The organism is Pseudomonas putida (genome assembly GCF_028682455.1).
Lineage (GTDB): Bacteria > Pseudomonadota > Gammaproteobacteria > Pseudomonadales > Pseudomonadaceae > Aquipseudomonas > Aquipseudomonas putida_AA.
Genome location: NZ_JANHLD010000003.1, coordinates 1173954 through 1189516 on the forward strand (window position 1 = coordinate 1173954; position 15563 = coordinate 1189516).

Annotated in this window: 13 protein-coding genes; 1 reads left to right on the top strand and 12 read right to left on the bottom strand. The window is 63.2% G+C overall.

Features of this window, described 5'->3' with window-relative positions:
* Positions 1–49 precede the first annotated feature (49 nt).
* Positions 50–673 (top strand): hypothetical protein, encoded by a 624-nt coding sequence (locus tag NPS58_RS22460; protein ID WP_274117455.1) that lies wholly within the window; start codon positions 50–52, stop codon positions 671–673.
* Here the strand turns inward: NPS58_RS22460 and NPS58_RS22465 are convergent.
* The 12 genes from NPS58_RS22465 to NPS58_RS22520 all read right to left on the bottom strand — a co-directional run bounded on the left by NPS58_RS22465 (position 670) and on the right by NPS58_RS22520 (position 15523).
* Complete coding sequence (locus tag NPS58_RS22465) at positions 670–1266, bottom strand: MarC family protein (RefSeq protein ID WP_274117456.1); 597 nt, start codon at positions 1264–1266, stop codon at positions 670–672. The two genes, NPS58_RS22460 and NPS58_RS22465, sit on opposite strands and share 4 nt — an antisense overlap.
* A gap of 56 nt (positions 1267–1322) precedes the next feature.
* Positions 1323–4094, bottom strand: coding sequence for a hybrid sensor histidine kinase/response regulator (locus NPS58_RS22470; RefSeq protein ID WP_274117457.1), 2772 nt, complete (start codon positions 4092–4094; stop codon positions 1323–1325).
* A 135-nt stretch (positions 4095–4229) separates the two neighbouring features.
* A complete protein-coding gene (gene purD, locus NPS58_RS22475; RefSeq protein WP_274117458.1) occupies positions 4230–5525 on the bottom strand; it encodes a phosphoribosylamine--glycine ligase in 1296 nt (431 codons plus the stop codon).
* Positions 5526–5647: 122 nt separating this feature from the next.
* Positions 5648–7255, bottom strand: coding sequence for a bifunctional phosphoribosylaminoimidazolecarboxamide formyltransferase/IMP cyclohydrolase (gene purH, locus NPS58_RS22480; protein ID WP_274117459.1), 1608 nt, complete (start codon positions 7253–7255; stop codon positions 5648–5650).
* An 82-nt stretch (positions 7256–7337) separates the two neighbouring features.
* Positions 7338–7658 carry a DNA-binding transcriptional regulator Fis gene (fis, locus tag NPS58_RS22485; RefSeq protein WP_003186237.1) on the bottom strand — a complete coding sequence of 107 codons (321 nt, stop codon included), beginning with the start codon at positions 7656–7658 and terminating at the stop codon, positions 7338–7340.
* The gene (gene dusB, locus NPS58_RS22490) at positions 7655–8668 is read right to left on the bottom strand and encodes a tRNA dihydrouridine synthase DusB (protein WP_028945750.1); all 1014 of its coding nucleotides are present in this window, start codon (positions 8666–8668) and stop codon (positions 7655–7657) included. The genes fis and dusB overlap by 4 nt, the downstream gene beginning before the upstream one ends.
* 156 nt (positions 8669–8824) lie before the next feature.
* Positions 8825–10090, bottom strand: a complete 1266-nt coding sequence (locus tag NPS58_RS22495; protein WP_274117460.1) for a DUF3426 domain-containing protein — start codon at positions 10088–10090, stop codon at positions 8825–8827.
* Between the two features lie 40 nt (positions 10091–10130).
* Positions 10131–11009 (bottom strand): 50S ribosomal protein L11 methyltransferase, encoded by an 879-nt coding sequence (gene prmA, locus NPS58_RS22500; protein ID WP_274117461.1) that lies wholly within the window; start codon positions 11007–11009, stop codon positions 10131–10133.
* 171 nt (positions 11010–11180) lie between these two features.
* A complete protein-coding gene (accC, locus tag NPS58_RS22505) occupies positions 11181–12536 on the bottom strand; it encodes an acetyl-CoA carboxylase biotin carboxylase subunit (RefSeq protein WP_274117462.1) in 1356 nt (451 codons plus the stop codon).
* A gap of 17 nt (positions 12537–12553) precedes the next feature.
* Positions 12554–13012: an acetyl-CoA carboxylase biotin carboxyl carrier protein gene (accB, locus tag NPS58_RS22510; RefSeq protein ID WP_274117463.1), complete on the bottom strand. Its 459-nt coding sequence runs from the start codon at positions 13010–13012 to the stop codon at positions 12554–12556.
* 97 nt (positions 13013–13109) lie between these two features.
* The gene (gene aroQ, locus NPS58_RS22515) at positions 13110–13562 is read right to left on the bottom strand and encodes a type II 3-dehydroquinate dehydratase (protein WP_274117464.1); all 453 of its coding nucleotides are present in this window, start codon (positions 13560–13562) and stop codon (positions 13110–13112) included.
* Positions 13563–13735: 173 nt separating this feature from the next.
* Positions 13736–15523, bottom strand: a complete 1788-nt coding sequence (locus tag NPS58_RS22520; protein WP_274117595.1) for a protein-disulfide reductase DsbD — start codon at positions 15521–15523, stop codon at positions 13736–13738.
* Positions 15524–15563 lie beyond the last annotated feature (40 nt).

Genomic DNA, 15563 nt, shown 5'->3' on the forward strand with positions numbered 1-15563 from the left:
TTTTTTGGGCGAGTCATGAGCGCAATAGGCACGTTACCAGGAGGCTCCCATGAGCACGTCACAGGCAGCAGTGGTCGGGGCGGGGCTGATGTCGTTCTCGCCGGGCCTGACAGCGGACCAGCAAGCATCTGTGAAGCTGGCGGCGCTGATCGCAGAACGAGACACGCGCGATGCCCTGGAGAACAAGTTGATCCAGGACTGGTACAGCTACTACAAGCGCAAGCTGATGTTCTACGGGTGGGATGCACTGCCGGCCAGTGAGGTGCATTGGCCGGGTCGGGAGCGGCCGGACATTGTCGATGGCGCCCTGCGTACGATCTCGGCAACCGCCGGTAGTGAGTACGCGACCTCCATGGGGCTGGCCATGGATCGGCTCAGGTTCGAGCGTGCGGCGCTGGCGCATTTCGAGCAGCGAACCAGAGCGTCAGGGGTGTTCCAGTTGCTCCCCTGCGTGGCTGCCCGCAACGGCTGCATCGACATGGTGCTTTACCATGAGTCGATGGAGCGTTCGCAGATGACTGCCGGCTTTTTGTATCGTCAGCGCCGCCAGCGTACCGTCAAGGCCGAGCTGGTGCGCTTCAACACGCGCCTGTTCGATCAGGAATTTCGCCAGCGGGTCGAGGCGAACTTGCAGGCCGTGGCCTTGCGCGAGATTCATGACCTGGTGCTCTAGGGCACCAGGTACCCCTTGATCCCGGTCAAGATGATCTGCGCGGCCAGTGCGCAGACGAACAACCCCATCAAGCGACTGACGATCTGCAGGCCCTGGTCGCCAAGAATCCGCTCGATACGGTGGGAGAGGTAAAGCACCAGGCCCACCGTGAAGCTGGCCAGGGTGATACTGACGATGGCCAGCAACTTGTCGTCCCAATGTGGCTGGCCTACGCCCATCACCAGCAGGGCACCGATGGTGCCGGGGCCGACGGTCAGGGGGATGGTCAGCGGCACGATGGTGACGTCCTGCTGGACGTTGTCGGTCTGCACTGCCGACTTGCCCTGCGCCATGCCCAGCGCCGAGATGAACAGCACGCTGCCGGCGCCAATGCGAAAGGCGTCGGCGGTGATGCCGAACACGCCGAAGATAACCCGCCCGAACAGGTACAACATCACGCTGGAGATCAGCACGGCGATCGCCACTTTCCACGCCAGGTGCTTGCGCTCCTTGCTGGAGTAGCCGCGGGTCAGGCTGATGAAGCAGGAAAGCACGAAGAACGGGCTGTAGAGCACGAGCATTTTCAGGTAGACGCTGAACAACTCATGGAGCATGGTCGGGCTCGCGAGGGTAGGGGAACGTGAAGGAAGTGTATCAGGCGTGCGCAGGTTTACGGGGTCGGTACCTGGGTGGCCTCGGCCTCGCGACGGGCGACCCAGTGTTCGATCAACTCACGCAGTTGTGACAACTCGACCGGCTTGGCCATGTGCCCGTCCATGCCGGCCAGGCGCGCCCGCTCCTTGTGCTCGGCCAGGATGTGCGCGGTCAGGGCGACGACCGGAGTGCGCTTGCGCTGGTTGGCGACTTCCCAGGTACGCAGTTGCTGGGTTGCCGAAAAGCCATCGAGTACCGGCATTTCACAGTCCATCAGCACCAGGTCGTAGTGGTGGGTCTTCATCGCCTGCAGAGCTTCTTCGCCGTTGCTGGCGGTATCCGGTTCCAGGCTGAGCTTGCCGAGCATGCCGCGGATGACCTTGGTGGAAATGCTGTTGTCTTCGGCCACCAGGATGCGGAAGTCGCCGGGCAGGTTCAGCGGCGTGGCCAGGCTTGCCGGTGCCGGCATGACCGGTTGGCCCTTGCTGCGTTGGGCCAGCTCTTCGGCCAGGGTAGTCTTGAGGGTATACCCGGCCACCGGCTTGGCCAGGATCCGCTTGACCCCGGCATTGCGCGCGATGACTTTGCTGGGCGCATTGCTGATGCCGGTGAGCATGATCAGCAGGATGTCATGGTTGAGGCTTGGGTCTTCCTTGATCTTGGCCGCCAGTTGCATGCCGGTCATGCCGGGCATGTTCTGGTCCAGCAGCACCGCATCGAAATAATCGCGCAGGTGTGCCTTGGTGCGCAGAAGGGCCAACGCCTCCTTGCCCGAAGGCACGGCACTGACGTTCATGCCCCAGGCACTGCATTGCTGCACCAGCACCTTGCGGCAGGTGTCGTTGTCATCCACCACCAGCACCCGGGCGCCACGCAGCGGGCCATCGAGGTCGGTCGGCGGTTGCTCCAGGCGTTGCGGGTCCAGGGGCAGGGTCAACCACAGGGTGTTGCCCATGCCGTGGCTGGTCTTGATACCGAACTCACCCTGCATCAGGCTGATCAGCTGCTTAGCGATGACCAGGCCCAGGTGACCGCCCAGCTTGTTGCTGGAGAGGAAGTGCTTGCTGTGCAGCTCGGCCTGCAGCAGGGCTTCGCGCTCACCCGGGGAAATGGCCTCGCCGCTGTCCTGCACGGCGATGCGCAGGCGTGGAGCGCTGCCACGCTGATCGACCGCCACCACCAGCAGAATCTCCCCCTGCTCGGTGTTTTTCAGGGCGTTTTCCAGCAGGCTCAGCAGTGCCTGGCGCAGGCGCGTCGGGTCGCCACTGATCACCCGCGGGACCTGGGGCTGGGTGAAGCTGATGAGCTCGATGTTCTGTTGTTCGGCCTTGGCGCGGAAAATACTCAGGCAATCTTCGATCAGGGCATTGAGGTCGAACTGCACATCGTCCAATTCGATCTGCCCGGACTCGAGCTTGGAGATGTCGAGAATCTCGTTGATCAGGGTCAGCAGCTCGTTGCCCGCACTGTGGATGGTCTGCACATAGTCGCGCTGCTTGACCGACAGTGGAGTGCCGAGCAAGAGCTCGGTCATGCCCAGCACGCCATTCATGGGGGTGCGGATCTCGTGGCTGATCTTGGCCAGGAACTCGGCCTTGGCGTTGATTTCGGCATTGCTGGCGGCCAGTTCGCGGCTGGCGCTGAAGCGCTCCTCGCTGATCCGGCGCAGGCGTTCGCTGACCGACAGGTTGAGCAGCAGGCCGCTGAAACTGGCCATGCCCAGCAAGATGAACAACAGCCATTGGGTGGGCGTGCGGGTCAGCCCGAGCAGGGCCGGTAACACCACCAGGCAGCCGATATTGAACGCCAGCATCGACAGCGCGAACAAGCGCGCCGGCTCATAGCCCTTGTACCAGTGGTAGCTGGAAATCAGCAGCATGGTCAGGCTGCCGATGGCGAACAGCGCGTAGGTCATCAGGTTGAGCGGCAGGGTGTCGACGAACAGCAACAACAGACCGCACAGCCCGACCAGGATCATTTCCACCATCAGCAGGCGGTTGAGCCGGGGTTGGCCGCAAGGGCTGAAGAAACGCAGGGTGAAGGTCAGGCCCGCCAGGCTGGCAAGCAGCGCGGTCAGGTAGGCCGCAGGTGTTTGCGCCGAGTGCCACAGGCTCCACCAGGGGCCACTGAGGTTGAGCAGGATCAGGGCACTGAGCAGCATCAGCCCGTGATAGGCCGCCAGGCTCAGGCTGGTGGTCGAGCGTGAATAGGCAAAGCGGATCAGGTTGTGCAGCATGAGCATCAGCAGGCAACCGAACAGCAGGCCGAACAACAGCGCCTGGCGCTGGTCGGCGGCAACGTTGACCGCCGGCTCCAGGCTGATGGCCGGGCGCAACTGATGCTCGGACACCAGGCGCAGGTAGATGTCCAGGGTATGTGCGCTGTTGGGCAGGGCCAGGATGTGATCGCTGCTGCGCACGCTCGGGTCGCCGTTTTCGGAGGGGCGGCCGTTGTGCATCTGTTTGATCAGCTGGTCGCCATCGAGGGCGTAGAGATCCAGGCGAGAAAGATCCGGGGCGAAGATCCGCAGCAGTTGTTCGTGCTGCCCGGGTTCCAGACGGTAATGCAGCCACAGCGCCTGGTCTGGCGTTGCAGCATTGAGTTGGTCCAGTTCGAGGGGGCTGAACTGGTTGCGGTAGCGTTCGGAACGTATGTCGCTAAGCTGCAGGTTGGCCTGCTCGTCGAGCAAAACCGCCCAGCCACTGCCATGTTCGGCGGAAACCGGGAACAAGCAGAGCAGGGTCAGCAGGCTGACGGTGAAGCCAATGGCGATCCTGAGCCAACGCACGACGAGATCCCTTCTTAGCAAAGTGCCGAATGATAACTATGCGCGGCGCGCCAAGTCGAAGGCAAGGCCCACGAGGGGCCCTGTCGACGAGCCGGAGGCAGGACGCCGATGGCGTCGCTGCCTGCAGGCGCTTTTTTACTCGTGATGCTCGCCACGTTCACGGGCAATGGCGCGATAGCCGATGTCCGTGCGGTAGAAGCTGCCTTCCCAGTTGATTTCGGCCGCCAGGCGGTACGCCTGCTGTTGGGCGGCCTCGACGGTTTCACCCAGGGCGGTGGCGCAGAGCACGCGGCCGCCGGTGGCAACCACTTGGCCGTCCTTGAGGGCGGTACCGGCATGGAAGACCTTGCCGGTCAGCTTGGCTGCAGCATCCAGGCCGTTGATGACCGCACCCTTGGTGTAGTCGCCAGGGTAGCCGCCAGCCGCCAGGACCACGCCCAGGCTTGGTTGCGGGTTCCACTGCGCTTCGACCTTGTCCAGGGCCTTGGCGAAGGCTGCTTCGATCAGCAGGACCAGGCTCGACTCCAGGCGCAGCATGACCGGCTGGGTTTCCGGGTCGCCGAAGCGGCAATTGAACTCGATCACTTTCGGGTTGCCGGCCTTGTCGATCATCAGGCCTGCGTACAGGAAGCCGGTGTAGACGTTGCCTTCTTCGGCCATGCCGCGCACGGTCGGCCAGATCACCAGGTCCATGACGCGCTGGTGCACTTGGGCGGTGACCACCGGTGCCGGGGAGTAGGCGCCCATGCCGCCGGTGTTCGGGCCGGTATCGCCGTCGCCGACGCGCTTGTGGTCCTGGCTGGTGGCCATTGGCAGCACGTTCTGGCCGTCGACCATGACGATGAAGCTGGCTTCTTCGCCGTCGAGGAACTCTTCGATGACCACGCGCGAACCGGCCTCGCCGAAGGCATTGCCGGCGAGCATGTCGCGTACGGCGTCTTCGGCTTCAGCCAGGGTCATGGCAACGATGACGCCCTTGCCCGCGGCCAGGCCGTCGGCCTTGATCACGATTGGAGCGCCTTTTTCGCGCAGGTAGGCCAGGGCTGGCTCGATCTCGGTGAAGTTCTGGTAGTCGGCCGTCGGGATCTTGTGGCGAGCCAGGAAATCCTTGGTGAAGGCCTTGGAGCCTTCCAGCTGGGCTGCGCCCTTGGTCGGACCGAAGCAATCCAGGCCGCGGCTGCGGAACAGGTCGACGACACCGGCAACCAGCGGGCCTTCAGGGCCGACGATGGTCAGGGCAACGTTTTTCTCGGCGAAGTCAGCCAGTTGCTCCAGGGCAGTGACGTCGATGTCGACGTTCTCGCACTTGGCTTCGGTGGCAGTGCCGGCGTTGCCCGGGGCAACGAAGACTTTCTCGACCCGTGGGTCCTGAGCGACTTTCCAGGCCAGGGCGTGTTCACGACCGCCGCTACCGATAATCAAAACTTTCATGTCAAAACCTCGATGACGCTAATTCGGATGGAGCGGCTCTTAGTAGGAGCGGGCTTGCCCCGCGATTGCGCGATGTGAGCGCATCGCGGAGCAAGCCCGCTTCTGTATCAAGCCCGCACGTATCAGTGACGGAAGTGGCGCATGCCGGTGAAGACCATGGCGATGCCAGCTTCGTCGGCGGCGGCGATCACTTCTGCGTCCCGCATCGAGCCGCCTGGCTGGATCACGGCAGTGATACCCACTTTAGCGGCGTTGTCGATACCGTCACGGAACGGGAAGAATGCGTCCGACGCCATGACCGCCCCCTGTACCTGCAGGCCAGCATGCTCGGCCTTGATTGCAGCAATACGAGCGGAGTTCACGCGGCTCATCTGACCGGCACCGACACCGATGGTCTGGCGGTTCTTGGCATAGACGATGGCGTTGGACTTGACGTACTTGGCCACTTTCCAGGCGAAGATCAGGTCGTGGATCTCTTGCTCGGTCGGCGCACGCTTGGTGACGACCTTCAGGTCGGCCTCGGTGATCATGCCGATATCGCGGCTCTGTACCAGCAGGCCGCCGGTGACACGCTTGTAGTCCCAGGCAGCGGCACGTTCGGCCGACCACTGGCCGCAGGCCAGCAGGCGTACGTTGGCCTTGGCGGCAACCACGGCGCGGGCTTCTTCGCTGACGCTCGGGGCGATGATCACTTCGACGAACTGACGCTCGACGATGGCCTTGGCGGTTTCGGCATCCAGCTCGCGGTTGAAGGCGATGATGCCGCCGAAGGCCGACTCGGTGTCGGTGGCGTAGGCCAGCTCGTAGGCCTGGCGGATACCGCCTTCGGCATCCGGGCTGACGGCCACGCCGCACGGGTTGGCGTGCTTGACGATCACGCAGGCCGGCTTGACGAAGCTTTTCACGCACTCGAGTGCAGCGTCGGTGTCGGCCACGTTGTTGTACGACAGCTCTTTGCCCTGCAGCTGGACCGCGGTGGCGATGCCGGCTTCGGCAGGCTTGGCCTCGACATAGAACGCCGCGCTCTGGTGCGGGTTTTCGCCGTAGCGCATTTCCTGGGTCTTGACGAACTGGCTGTTGAAGGTGCGCGGGAACTCGCTGCGGCCTTCGGTGCTCAGGGTCTCGGCCACCTGGTTCACGGTGCCCATGTAGTTGGCGATCATGCCGTCGTAGGCCGCGGTGTGCTCGAACGCCTTGAGCATCAGGTCGAAGCGCTGGGCGTAGGTCAGGCCACCGGCCTTCAGGCTTTCCAGCACCTGGCCGTAGTCGCTGGCGTTGACCACGATCGCCACATCCTTGTGGTTCTTGGCAGCCGAACGGACCATGGTCGGGCCGCCGATGTCGATGTTCTCGATGGCGGTCGGCAGGTCGCAGCCTGGCTTGGAGATGGTCGCTTCGAAGGGGTACAGGTTGACGGCTACCAGGTCGATCGGCTTGATACCGTGCTCGGCCATGATGGCGTCGTCAGTACCGCGGCGGCCGAGGATGCCACCGTGGATCTTCGGGTGCAGGGTCTTGACCCGGCCGTCCATCATTTCGGCGAAGCCGGTGTAGTCGGCAACTTCCACCGCGGCAACGCCATTGTCCTGGAGCAACTTGAAGGTGCCGCCGGTGGACAGGATCTCGACGCCGAGCTGTTGCAGCTCACGGGCGAATTCAAGGATCCCGGTCTTGTCGGAGACGCTGATCAAGGCGCGGCGGATCGGCAGGCGGGTAGTCTGGTCGGTCATTTCAGATTCCATAACGCGGTGGAGTCAGCAAAAAAGGCGACCTCATCGAATGGGAGCCGCCTTTTCTGGTTTGGATGCTTGCTTACAACAAATCGTACTGCTTGAGTTTCTTGCGCAAGGTGCCGCGGTTGAGCCCGAGCAGCTCGCTGGCCTTGGTCTGGTTGCCCTTGACGTAGTTCATCACGCTTTCGAGCAACGGCGCTTCGACTTCCGAGAGCACCAGGTTATACACGTCCGTGACGGCCGCGCCCTCCAGATGGGCGAAATAGTTGTGCAGCGCCTTTTCCACACTGCCGCGAAGGGTCTGACCTTCTTCGCTCGGTGTATTCAGGTGCTGTTTCAGGTTGACGTTGTCGCTCACGGGCGTTGTTCCACTCACTAAAGTCTCGGTCATCATCGTCATGCGGCCACCCCTTGTCCGTCCTCTGTCTCAAGGCTCTGTTCACGTTCGCGGAAAAAACCACGAACGTTGGCGCACTGCGCTTGCGTATCTTCCAAACGATTGAACTGGGCGCGAAATTCCCTGGCGCCCGGAAGCGTTGCCAAGTACCAGCCGACATGCTTGCGGGCAATGCGTACACCCATCACATCGCCATAGAAGGCGTGCAGGGCGGCCAGGTGCTCAAGCAGAATGCGTTCCACTTCTTCCAGCTGTGGCACCGGCAATTGCTCGCCGGTGCGCAGGTAATGCTCGATCTCGCGAAAGATCCAGGGCCGCCCCTGGGCAGCCCGGCCGACCAGCAGGCCGTCGGCGCCCGTTGCCTGAAGCACGGCCCGGGCCTTTTCGGGCGACGTGATATCGCCGTTGGCAAAGACCGGGATCGACACCGCCTGCTTGATCGCAGCGATGGTGTCGTACTCGGCTTCGCCGGTGTACAGGTCGGCGCGGGTTCGTCCATGGACCGCCAGTGCCTGGATGCCAGCCTGTTCGGCAATCTTCGCCACCGTCAGGCCGTTCTTGTTCGCCCTGTCCCAACCCGTGCGGATCTTCAGCGTGACCGGTACGTCCACGGCGGCAACTACCGCGTGGAGGATCTCGCTGACCAAGGCTTCATCTTTCAATAAAGCAGAGCCTGCAGCCTTGTTGCAGACTTTTTTTGCCGGGCAACCCATGTTGATGTCGATGATCTGGGCGCCCGCCTCGACATTGGCCCGGGCCGCCGCTGCGAGCATCTGCGCGTCACCACCGGCGATCTGGACCGAGCGCGGCTCGGGATCACCTTCGTGAATCATGCGCAGGCGCGACTTGCGGCTGTTCCACAGGCTCATGTCGCTGCTGACCATCTCCGACACCACCAGGCCTGCGCCCATTCGTCGGCAGAGCTGACGAAATGGCTGGTCCGTTACCCCGGCCATCGGCGCGAGGATCAGGTTGTTCTGCAGTGTGTATGGGCCGATGCGTACCGCCGACATAGGAGTTCCCTGTTGTGGGGCCGGATCATTAGAGTTCGAAAAAGGGTTGGCATGATACCCGCTCTCGGTGACCGGATAAAGATGGATTTGGATAAAATCTGAACAGCTGCGGCGTTATGCCCGCCAGTTTGGTGAGGCGGGCATGCGTGCGCAGGGCTATTCGGGGGAGCGGAAGCTGAGGCTGTAATTGACGGCCTTGGGGCCCGGGTCGAGGATGTCCAGGGCGATATGGATCGGCACCTGGCTGGGCATCTCGCCCTTGCCGGCCAGCTCGCCGCTCAGGTATTCGGCGGGTTTGAAGCGCCGGCTGGCGATCAACTGGCCGTTGAGGTCGGCAAAGCGCAGTTCCAGCAGCGGGAACGGCTGGGTGAACGGTGCCCGGTTGTAGATGATCGCGTCGACGATCAAGGCGCCATTGAAGTCCGGATGGCTGCGTACCACCAGGTTGCTGCTTTTGATCCGGTCGATGTCGACCCGCGAAGGCACCTTGCAGCCCACTTGCGGGCAGAGTTGCTGGAACCACGGGCGGTACTGGTCCTGGCGGGCGAGCTCGTCGAAGTGGTACCAGATGTACTGGCCGGCCAGGGCGGCAGCGGCCAGCAGGATCAGCAGGATCCACAGCAGGCGCTTGCCCCAGTGGGCCTTGGGCTTCTGCCAATCCAGTTGCAGCGGATCGTCGACCAGGTCGAGCAGCGGTTCCTTGCGCGCAGGGCGGCTGGAGGCCGGGCCCAGGCCGGGCTCGCGGCGCTCGTCGTCAGCTTCCGGGGCGTCGAAGTCGTCTTCCGGCTCCTTGGCCGACAGGCGTTCGACCGGCGGTTCATCGAGCTCGGCGGCCAGCGGGCGAGTGGGTTGGGCAGGGGGATCGAGGTCGTCGTCCAGTGCTTCCAGCGACAGCGAGGGCTCGGTGCGCTCGCCTGGGGCAGGGGCAAGATCCAGCGGCTCCTGCTCGACCAGTGGTGGCAAGGGCTCGTCAAGTGCCTCGGCTGGCGCTTCGCGCTCGTTTGCCGGGGTGCTGAACAGGCTGTCGGGCCAATGCGGATCGTCGGTTTCCGGCTCGTCGCGGTGCGCGCTGAGGTTTTCCTCGCGCGCGGGGCCTGCCTTGAACTCGGTGGTTGGCTGGATTTCGCGCTGCTCCAGCCGCGCCAGTTCCTGGTCCAGGTCGAGCTGGTCGAGGTCAAGCTCGGCGGCGCTCCACTCGCGCGGGCTGATCGGTGTTGGCGGCGCAGGGGGCGCCGGCTCCACGACTGCAGGCTCGCTCGCGGGGTTCTGCGCCGCACTCTGCTCCAACAGCTGTTTGGCAGCGTTGAAAACCTGAAGGCAAGCGCCACAACGGACCACGCCACGGGCCACGCTCAACTGATTGTGGTTGACGCGAAAGCTGGTCTGGCAATGCGGGCACTGGGTGACGAAACTGTCGGTCATGCGGCGATCCGGGTTGTGCAGAAGGTTATTCTAGGCCCACTTAACGGCGGCGACCACTGATGCGTACCCAGCCGTCACGGACGCTGATCGGGTCGAGGTCGAAGTCCTTGGCATAGGCCGCGGCCACTTCATCGCCCTGTTCGGCGAGGATGCCCGACAGGGCCAGCAAACCGCCCGGGCGAACCAGGGTGGACAGCTGCGGGGCGAGGGATACCAGCGGGCCGGCGAGGATATTGGCTACCAGCACATCGGCCTGCATTGCCGGCATGTGCTCGGGCAGGTACAGGGCAAAGCGCTCGTCGGCGATGCCATTGCGTCCGGCGTTGTCGCGGGAGGCTTCCAGTGCCTGCACGTCGATGTCGGTACCCACCGCTTCGCGGGCACCCAGCAGCAGGGCCGCAATCGCCAGGATGCCCGAGCCGCACCCGAAATCGAGCACCTGGGCGCCGTTCAGGTCCTGGCCGTCCAGCCATTCGAGGCACAGGGCGGTGGTGGGGTGGGTGCCGGTGCCGAAGGCCAGGCCCGGGTCGAGCAGCAGGTTGACCGCCTCGGGCTCGGGCGCGGCGTGCCAGCTCGGTACGATCCACAGGCGCTGGCCGAAGCGCATTGGCTGGAAGTTGTCCATCCAGCTGCGTTCCCAGTCCTGGTCTTCGATGACTTCGGCCTGGTGCTCCGGCAGCGTGGCGCCGGTCAGCAGTTGCAGGTGGGCGAACACGGCATCGGCATCGGTGTCGGCTTCGAACAATGCCAGCAGGTGGGTGTGCGACCACAGCGGGGTGGTGTTGAGGTCCGGTTCGAAAATCGGTTGGTCTTCGGCGTCCATGAAGGTGACCGAAACCGCGCCGACTTCGAGCAGGGCGTCTTCATAGGTTTCGGCTTGATCCGGGCTGATGGCCAGACGTACTTGCAGCCAAGGCATGGCGGGCACCTTTGGAAAAATCTACAGGGGCAGCGCAGGGCTGCGAGAAGCCCGCCAGTTTACTTGAGTGCGAGGGATTTGTGGGAATGCTTCGCGGGGCAAGCCTGCGTCTGCAGGCGCACAAAAAAAGACCCCGGCCAATGGCCGGGGTCTTTTCACATCACTGTGGAATCACTCCTGGTTGGCCAGTTTGTGTTCCAGATAGTGAATGTTGACGCCACCTTTGCAGAAACCTTCATCACGCACCAGGTCGCGGTGCAGCGGGATGTTGGTCTTGATACCGTCGACGACGATTTCGTCCAGGGCATTGCGCATGCGTGCCATGGCTTCGTCACGGTCTTTGCCGTAGGTGATCAGCTTGCCGATCAGCGAGTCGTAGTTCGGTGGAACCGCGTAACCGCTGTACAGGTGCGAGTCGACGCGAACGCCGTTGCCGCCTGGGGCATGGAAGTGCTTGACCGTGCCTGGGCTCGGGATGAACTTCTTCGGGTCTTCGGCGTTGATCCGGCACTCCAGGGAGTGGCCACGGATCACGACGTCATCCTGGGTGAACGACAGCTTGTTGCCAGCGGCGATGCTGAGCATCTCCTTGACGATGTCGATACCGGTGACCATCTCCGAAACCGGGTGCTCCACCTGAACACGAGTGTTCATTTCGATGAAGTAGAACGCGCCGTTCTCGTAGAGGAACTCGAAGGTGCCGGCACCACGGTAGCCGATCTCGATGCAGGCATCGACACAGCGCTTGAAGACTTCCTGGCGGGCTTTTTCATCGATGCCCGGGGCAGGCGCTTCTTCCAGGACTTTCTGGTGGCGGCGCTGCAGCGAGCAGTCGCGGTCACCCAGGTGAACGGCGTTGCCCTGGCCATCGGAGAGTACCTGGACTTCCACGTGGCGTGGGTTGGTCAGGAACTTCTCGAGGTAGACCATCGGGTTGCCGAACGCAGCACCGGCTTCGGTACGGGTCAGCTTGGCCGAGGCGATCAGGTCTTCTTCCTTGTGCACCACGCGCATGCCGCGACCACCACCGCCACCGGCGGCCTTGATGATCACCGGGTAGCCGACTTCACGGCCGATGCGCAGGGCTTCTTCTTCGTCTTCCGGCAACGGGCCGTCGGAGCCCGGTACGGTTGGAACGCCCGATTTGATCATTGCGTCCTTGGCCGAAACCTTGTCGCCCATCAGGCGAATGGTGTCGGCTTTCGGGCCGATGAAGGCAAAACCGGAGTTCTCCACCTGTTCGGCGAAGTCGGCGTTTTCAGCGAGGAAGCCATAGCCTGGGTGAATGGCGGTAGCGCCGGTCACTTCGGCAGCGGCGATGATCGCTGGAATGTGCAGGTAGGACTGGCTGGCCGAAGCAGGACCGATGCAGACCGACTCGTCTGCCAGGCCCAGGTGCATCAGTTCGCGGTCAGCCGTGGAGTGTACGGCGACGGTCTTGATGCCCAGCTCTTTGCAGGCACGCAGGATCCGCAGGGCAATTTCCCCACGGTTGGCGATCAGGACTTTTTCCAGCTTCGCAGACATCGTTGGCTCTCCGCGGTTCAAACGATGGTGAACAGCGGCTGGTCGAACTCAACCGGCTGACCGTCTTCTACCAGGATGGATTCGATCACACCGCTGGTTTCAGCTTCGATGTGGTTCATCATCTTCATGGCTTCGACGATGCACAGGGTGTCGCCTTTCTTCACGGTCTGGCCGACTTCAACGAAGGCTGGCGAGGTTGGCGAGGCCTTGCGGTAGAAGGTACCGACCATTGGCGAACGAGCAACGGTGCCGTTCAGCTTCGGTGCGGCGGCTTCGGCAGCAGGTGCGGCTGCAGCGGCAACGGGAGCCGGGGCTGCAACAGGAGCGGCGACTGGAGCCGGAGCGTAGTACTGCTGGGCTGGAGTCTTGCTGTGACGGCTGATCCGTACGGATTCCTCGCCTTCCTTGATCTCCAGCTCGTCGATGCCAGACTCTTCCAGCAGTTCGATCAGTTTCTTGACTTTACGGATATCCATTAATCATCAACTCCCAAGGTTCGGTCAGGGGCGTAAATATAAAAACGTGTTTTCTAACGTTTCTTGTGAGCCCCGGCCACAGGCCAGGTGCTCGGTATCAGGGTTTGGCGTTGGCAGCCAGGTGTTCCAGGGCAGAGTCCAGGGCCAGGCGGTAGCCGGTGGCACCCAGGCCGCAAATCACTCCTACGGCGACATCGGAAAAGTAGGAGTGATGGCGAAACGGCTCACGCTTGTGCACGTTCGACAGGTGCACTTCGATGAATGGGATGCTCACTGCCAGCAATGCGTCACGTAATGCGACGGATGTGTGTGTGAAAGCAGCCGGATTGATCAGGATGAAGTCGACGCCTTCGCTGCGCGCGGCGTGGATACGGTCGATCAATTCGTACTCGGCGTTGCTTTGCAGGTACTGCAGGTGATGGCCGGCGGCGCGGGCGCGCTGCTCCAGGTCCTGGTTGATCTGGGCCAGGGTGACGGCGCCATAGACGCCCGGTTCGCGGGTACCGAGCAGGTTCAGGTTGGGGCCGTGCAGCACCAGTAGCGTTGCCATCTGTGGTTCCTTTTATCGTTAGGCACAAACGTTGCGCGGCGACTATGCCGTAAACCGGCGGGCAGTGTCCAGTTGCCGACAATAGCCAGCACGATGACCGAGATTCACGCCAAGTATGTGACTAATTTATTAATTTTGGTCATCGATAATGGCTTCTTGGCGGGCAGAAGAAGTTATAGACCCAGATCGCTGCGAATGCGCGCCAGATGCTCGGCAAATTCCCCGGCGTTTGTCTCGCCAACCACCCGGGCGCTGGTTTTTTCGCTGCCGTTCGCGGCAAAGAACAAGAGCGCGGGCGGGCCGAAAAGCTGATAGCGATCGAGCAGGGCGCGCTGCTCGGCGTTGCTTTGGGTGATGTCGAAACGCAGCAGCTTGAAGCCGATGAGCTGGTTTTTGACCGCAGGCGCGGCCAGCACTTCATGTTCGATGACCTTGCAGCTGATGCACCAGTCGGCATACCAGTCCAGCACCACCGGTTGCCCGTCGGCCTTGGCTTGGGCCAGGGCGCTGTCGAGGGCGGCGGGGGTGGTGATGGTTTGCCAGTCGTTCTGGGCGGTGCTTTGGGCGGGCGCATGGGCGCCAGCCGTCGGCGGTGGCAGGGGGCGCAGCGGGTCGGTCTGGCCGCTCAAGGCGCCGTACCAGCAGGCCAGGGCATAGACCAGCAGCGCCAGGCCCAGCAATTGCCCCAGGCGCTGCAGCGTGGACTTCGCGGTGAACTCCAGGGTGCCGAGGAACAGCGCCACGCCTGCGCTGAGCAATCCGACCAACAGCAGGGTGACCTGCCCCGGCAGCACTCGGCTGAGCAGGGCGATGGCCAGGCCCAGCAACAGCACGCCAATGGCATTCTTGACCGTGACCAGCCATGGGCCGCTCTTGGGCAGCCAGGCCGCGCCGCCGGTGGCGACCAGCAGCAACGGGGCACCCATGCCCAGGCCCAGGGCGAACAGCTTCAAGGCGCCGCCCACGGCATCGCCGCTGGCACTGATGTACAGCAGTGCACCGGCCAGTGGTGCCGACACGCAAGGTGACACCAGAAGGCTGGAAAACACTCCCAGGATCGCCGCGCCAATCAGCGAGCCGCCTTTGGTCCGACCGACCAGGCGTTCCAGGCGATGGCTGATGGCGTGGGGCAATTTCAGTTCGAACAGGCCGAACATGGCCAGGGCGAAGATCACGAAGAACAGCGAGAACGGTACCAGTACCCAGGCCGACTGCAGCCGTGCCTGCAGGTTCATGCCGGCACCGAACAGGCCCATCAGTGCACCCAGCAGGGCGAAACAGGCAGCCATCGGCAGGACGTAGGCCAGCGACAGGGCAAAGCCGCGCAGGCCGCCGACCTGGCCGCGCAGCACCACGCCGGAGAGGATCGGCAGCATCGGCAGTACGCAGGGTGTGAAGGTCAGGCCGACACCCGCGAGGAAGAACAACAGCATTTCTTTCCAGGTCCAGGCCCTGGTGGTCGTGGCGGGCGCACTGGCATCCGACGCCACCCCAGTGCCGTCGATGCTCAAGCGTAGGGTTTCCGGCGGGTAGCACAGGCCCTTGTCGGCGCAGCCCTGATAGCCCACCACCAGGGTAAAGGCGCGCCCGTCGCTGGCCGCTCGCGGAATGTCGATATCGACGATGCCGTGATAGACCTCGACATCGCCGAAGAACTCATCGTGCTTGGCTTCGCCCGGGGGGATCTGCGCGCTGCCCAGGGCGATATCGGCAGGTTCGGTGCGGAAATTGAAACGATGGCGATACAGGTAGTAGCCGTCGGTGGCGACGAAACGCAGCTTGAGGAGCTGGGCGTCGCTTTGCACCAGGCTGAGCTTGAAGGCCTCGTGCACGGGCAGGAAGTCTGCGCTGTTGTTCAGCGACGGCGCACCGAGGGTGGCGCTTGGGCGGTTGTCGAGCAGGCCGGCGCCCACGGCGGGCAAGGCCAGAAGCAGGAAAAGGAGGCAAAGCAGGCGGCGCATGGCGGTCTCGCAGTACAGATGTGGCTGCATGATAGCGGAC

What these genes read in the sequence shown, in the direction of transcription:
- aroQ (WP_274117464.1), bottom strand. Translation starts at nt 13,562, where the DNA reads ATGGCAACGCTACTGGTGCTGCACGGCCCCAACCTGAACCTGCTCGGT.
- fis (WP_003186237.1), bottom strand. Translation starts at nt 7,658, where the DNA reads ATGACGATGATGACCGAGACTTTAGTGAGTGGAACAACGCCCGTGAGC.
- NPS58_RS22465 (WP_274117456.1), bottom strand. Translation starts at nt 1,266, where the DNA reads ATGCTCCATGAGTTGTTCAGCGTCTACCTGAAAATGCTCGTGCTCTAC.
- prmA (WP_274117461.1), bottom strand. Translation starts at nt 11,009, where the DNA reads ATGCCTTGGCTGCAAGTACGTCTGGCCATCAGCCCGGATCAAGCCGAA.
- NPS58_RS22520 (WP_274117595.1), bottom strand. Translation starts at nt 15,523, where the DNA reads ATGCGCCGCCTGCTTTGCCTCCTTTTCCTGCTTCTGGCCTTGCCCGCC.
- purH (WP_274117459.1), bottom strand. Translation starts at nt 7,255, where the DNA reads ATGACCGACCAGACTACCCGCCTGCCGATCCGCCGCGCCTTGATCAGC.
- NPS58_RS22460 (WP_274117455.1), top strand. Translation starts at nt 50, where the DNA reads ATGAGCACGTCACAGGCAGCAGTGGTCGGGGCGGGGCTGATGTCGTTC.
- accB (WP_274117463.1), bottom strand. Translation starts at nt 13,012, where the DNA reads ATGGATATCCGTAAAGTCAAGAAACTGATCGAACTGCTGGAAGAGTCT.
- purD (WP_274117458.1), bottom strand. Translation starts at nt 5,525, where the DNA reads ATGAAAGTTTTGATTATCGGTAGCGGCGGTCGTGAACACGCCCTGGCC.
- NPS58_RS22495 (WP_274117460.1), bottom strand. Translation starts at nt 10,090, where the DNA reads ATGACCGACAGTTTCGTCACCCAGTGCCCGCATTGCCAGACCAGCTTT.
- dusB (WP_028945750.1), bottom strand. Translation starts at nt 8,668, where the DNA reads ATGTCGGCGGTACGCATCGGCCCATACACACTGCAGAACAACCTGATC.
- accC (WP_274117462.1), bottom strand. Translation starts at nt 12,536, where the DNA reads ATGTCTGCGAAGCTGGAAAAAGTCCTGATCGCCAACCGTGGGGAAATT.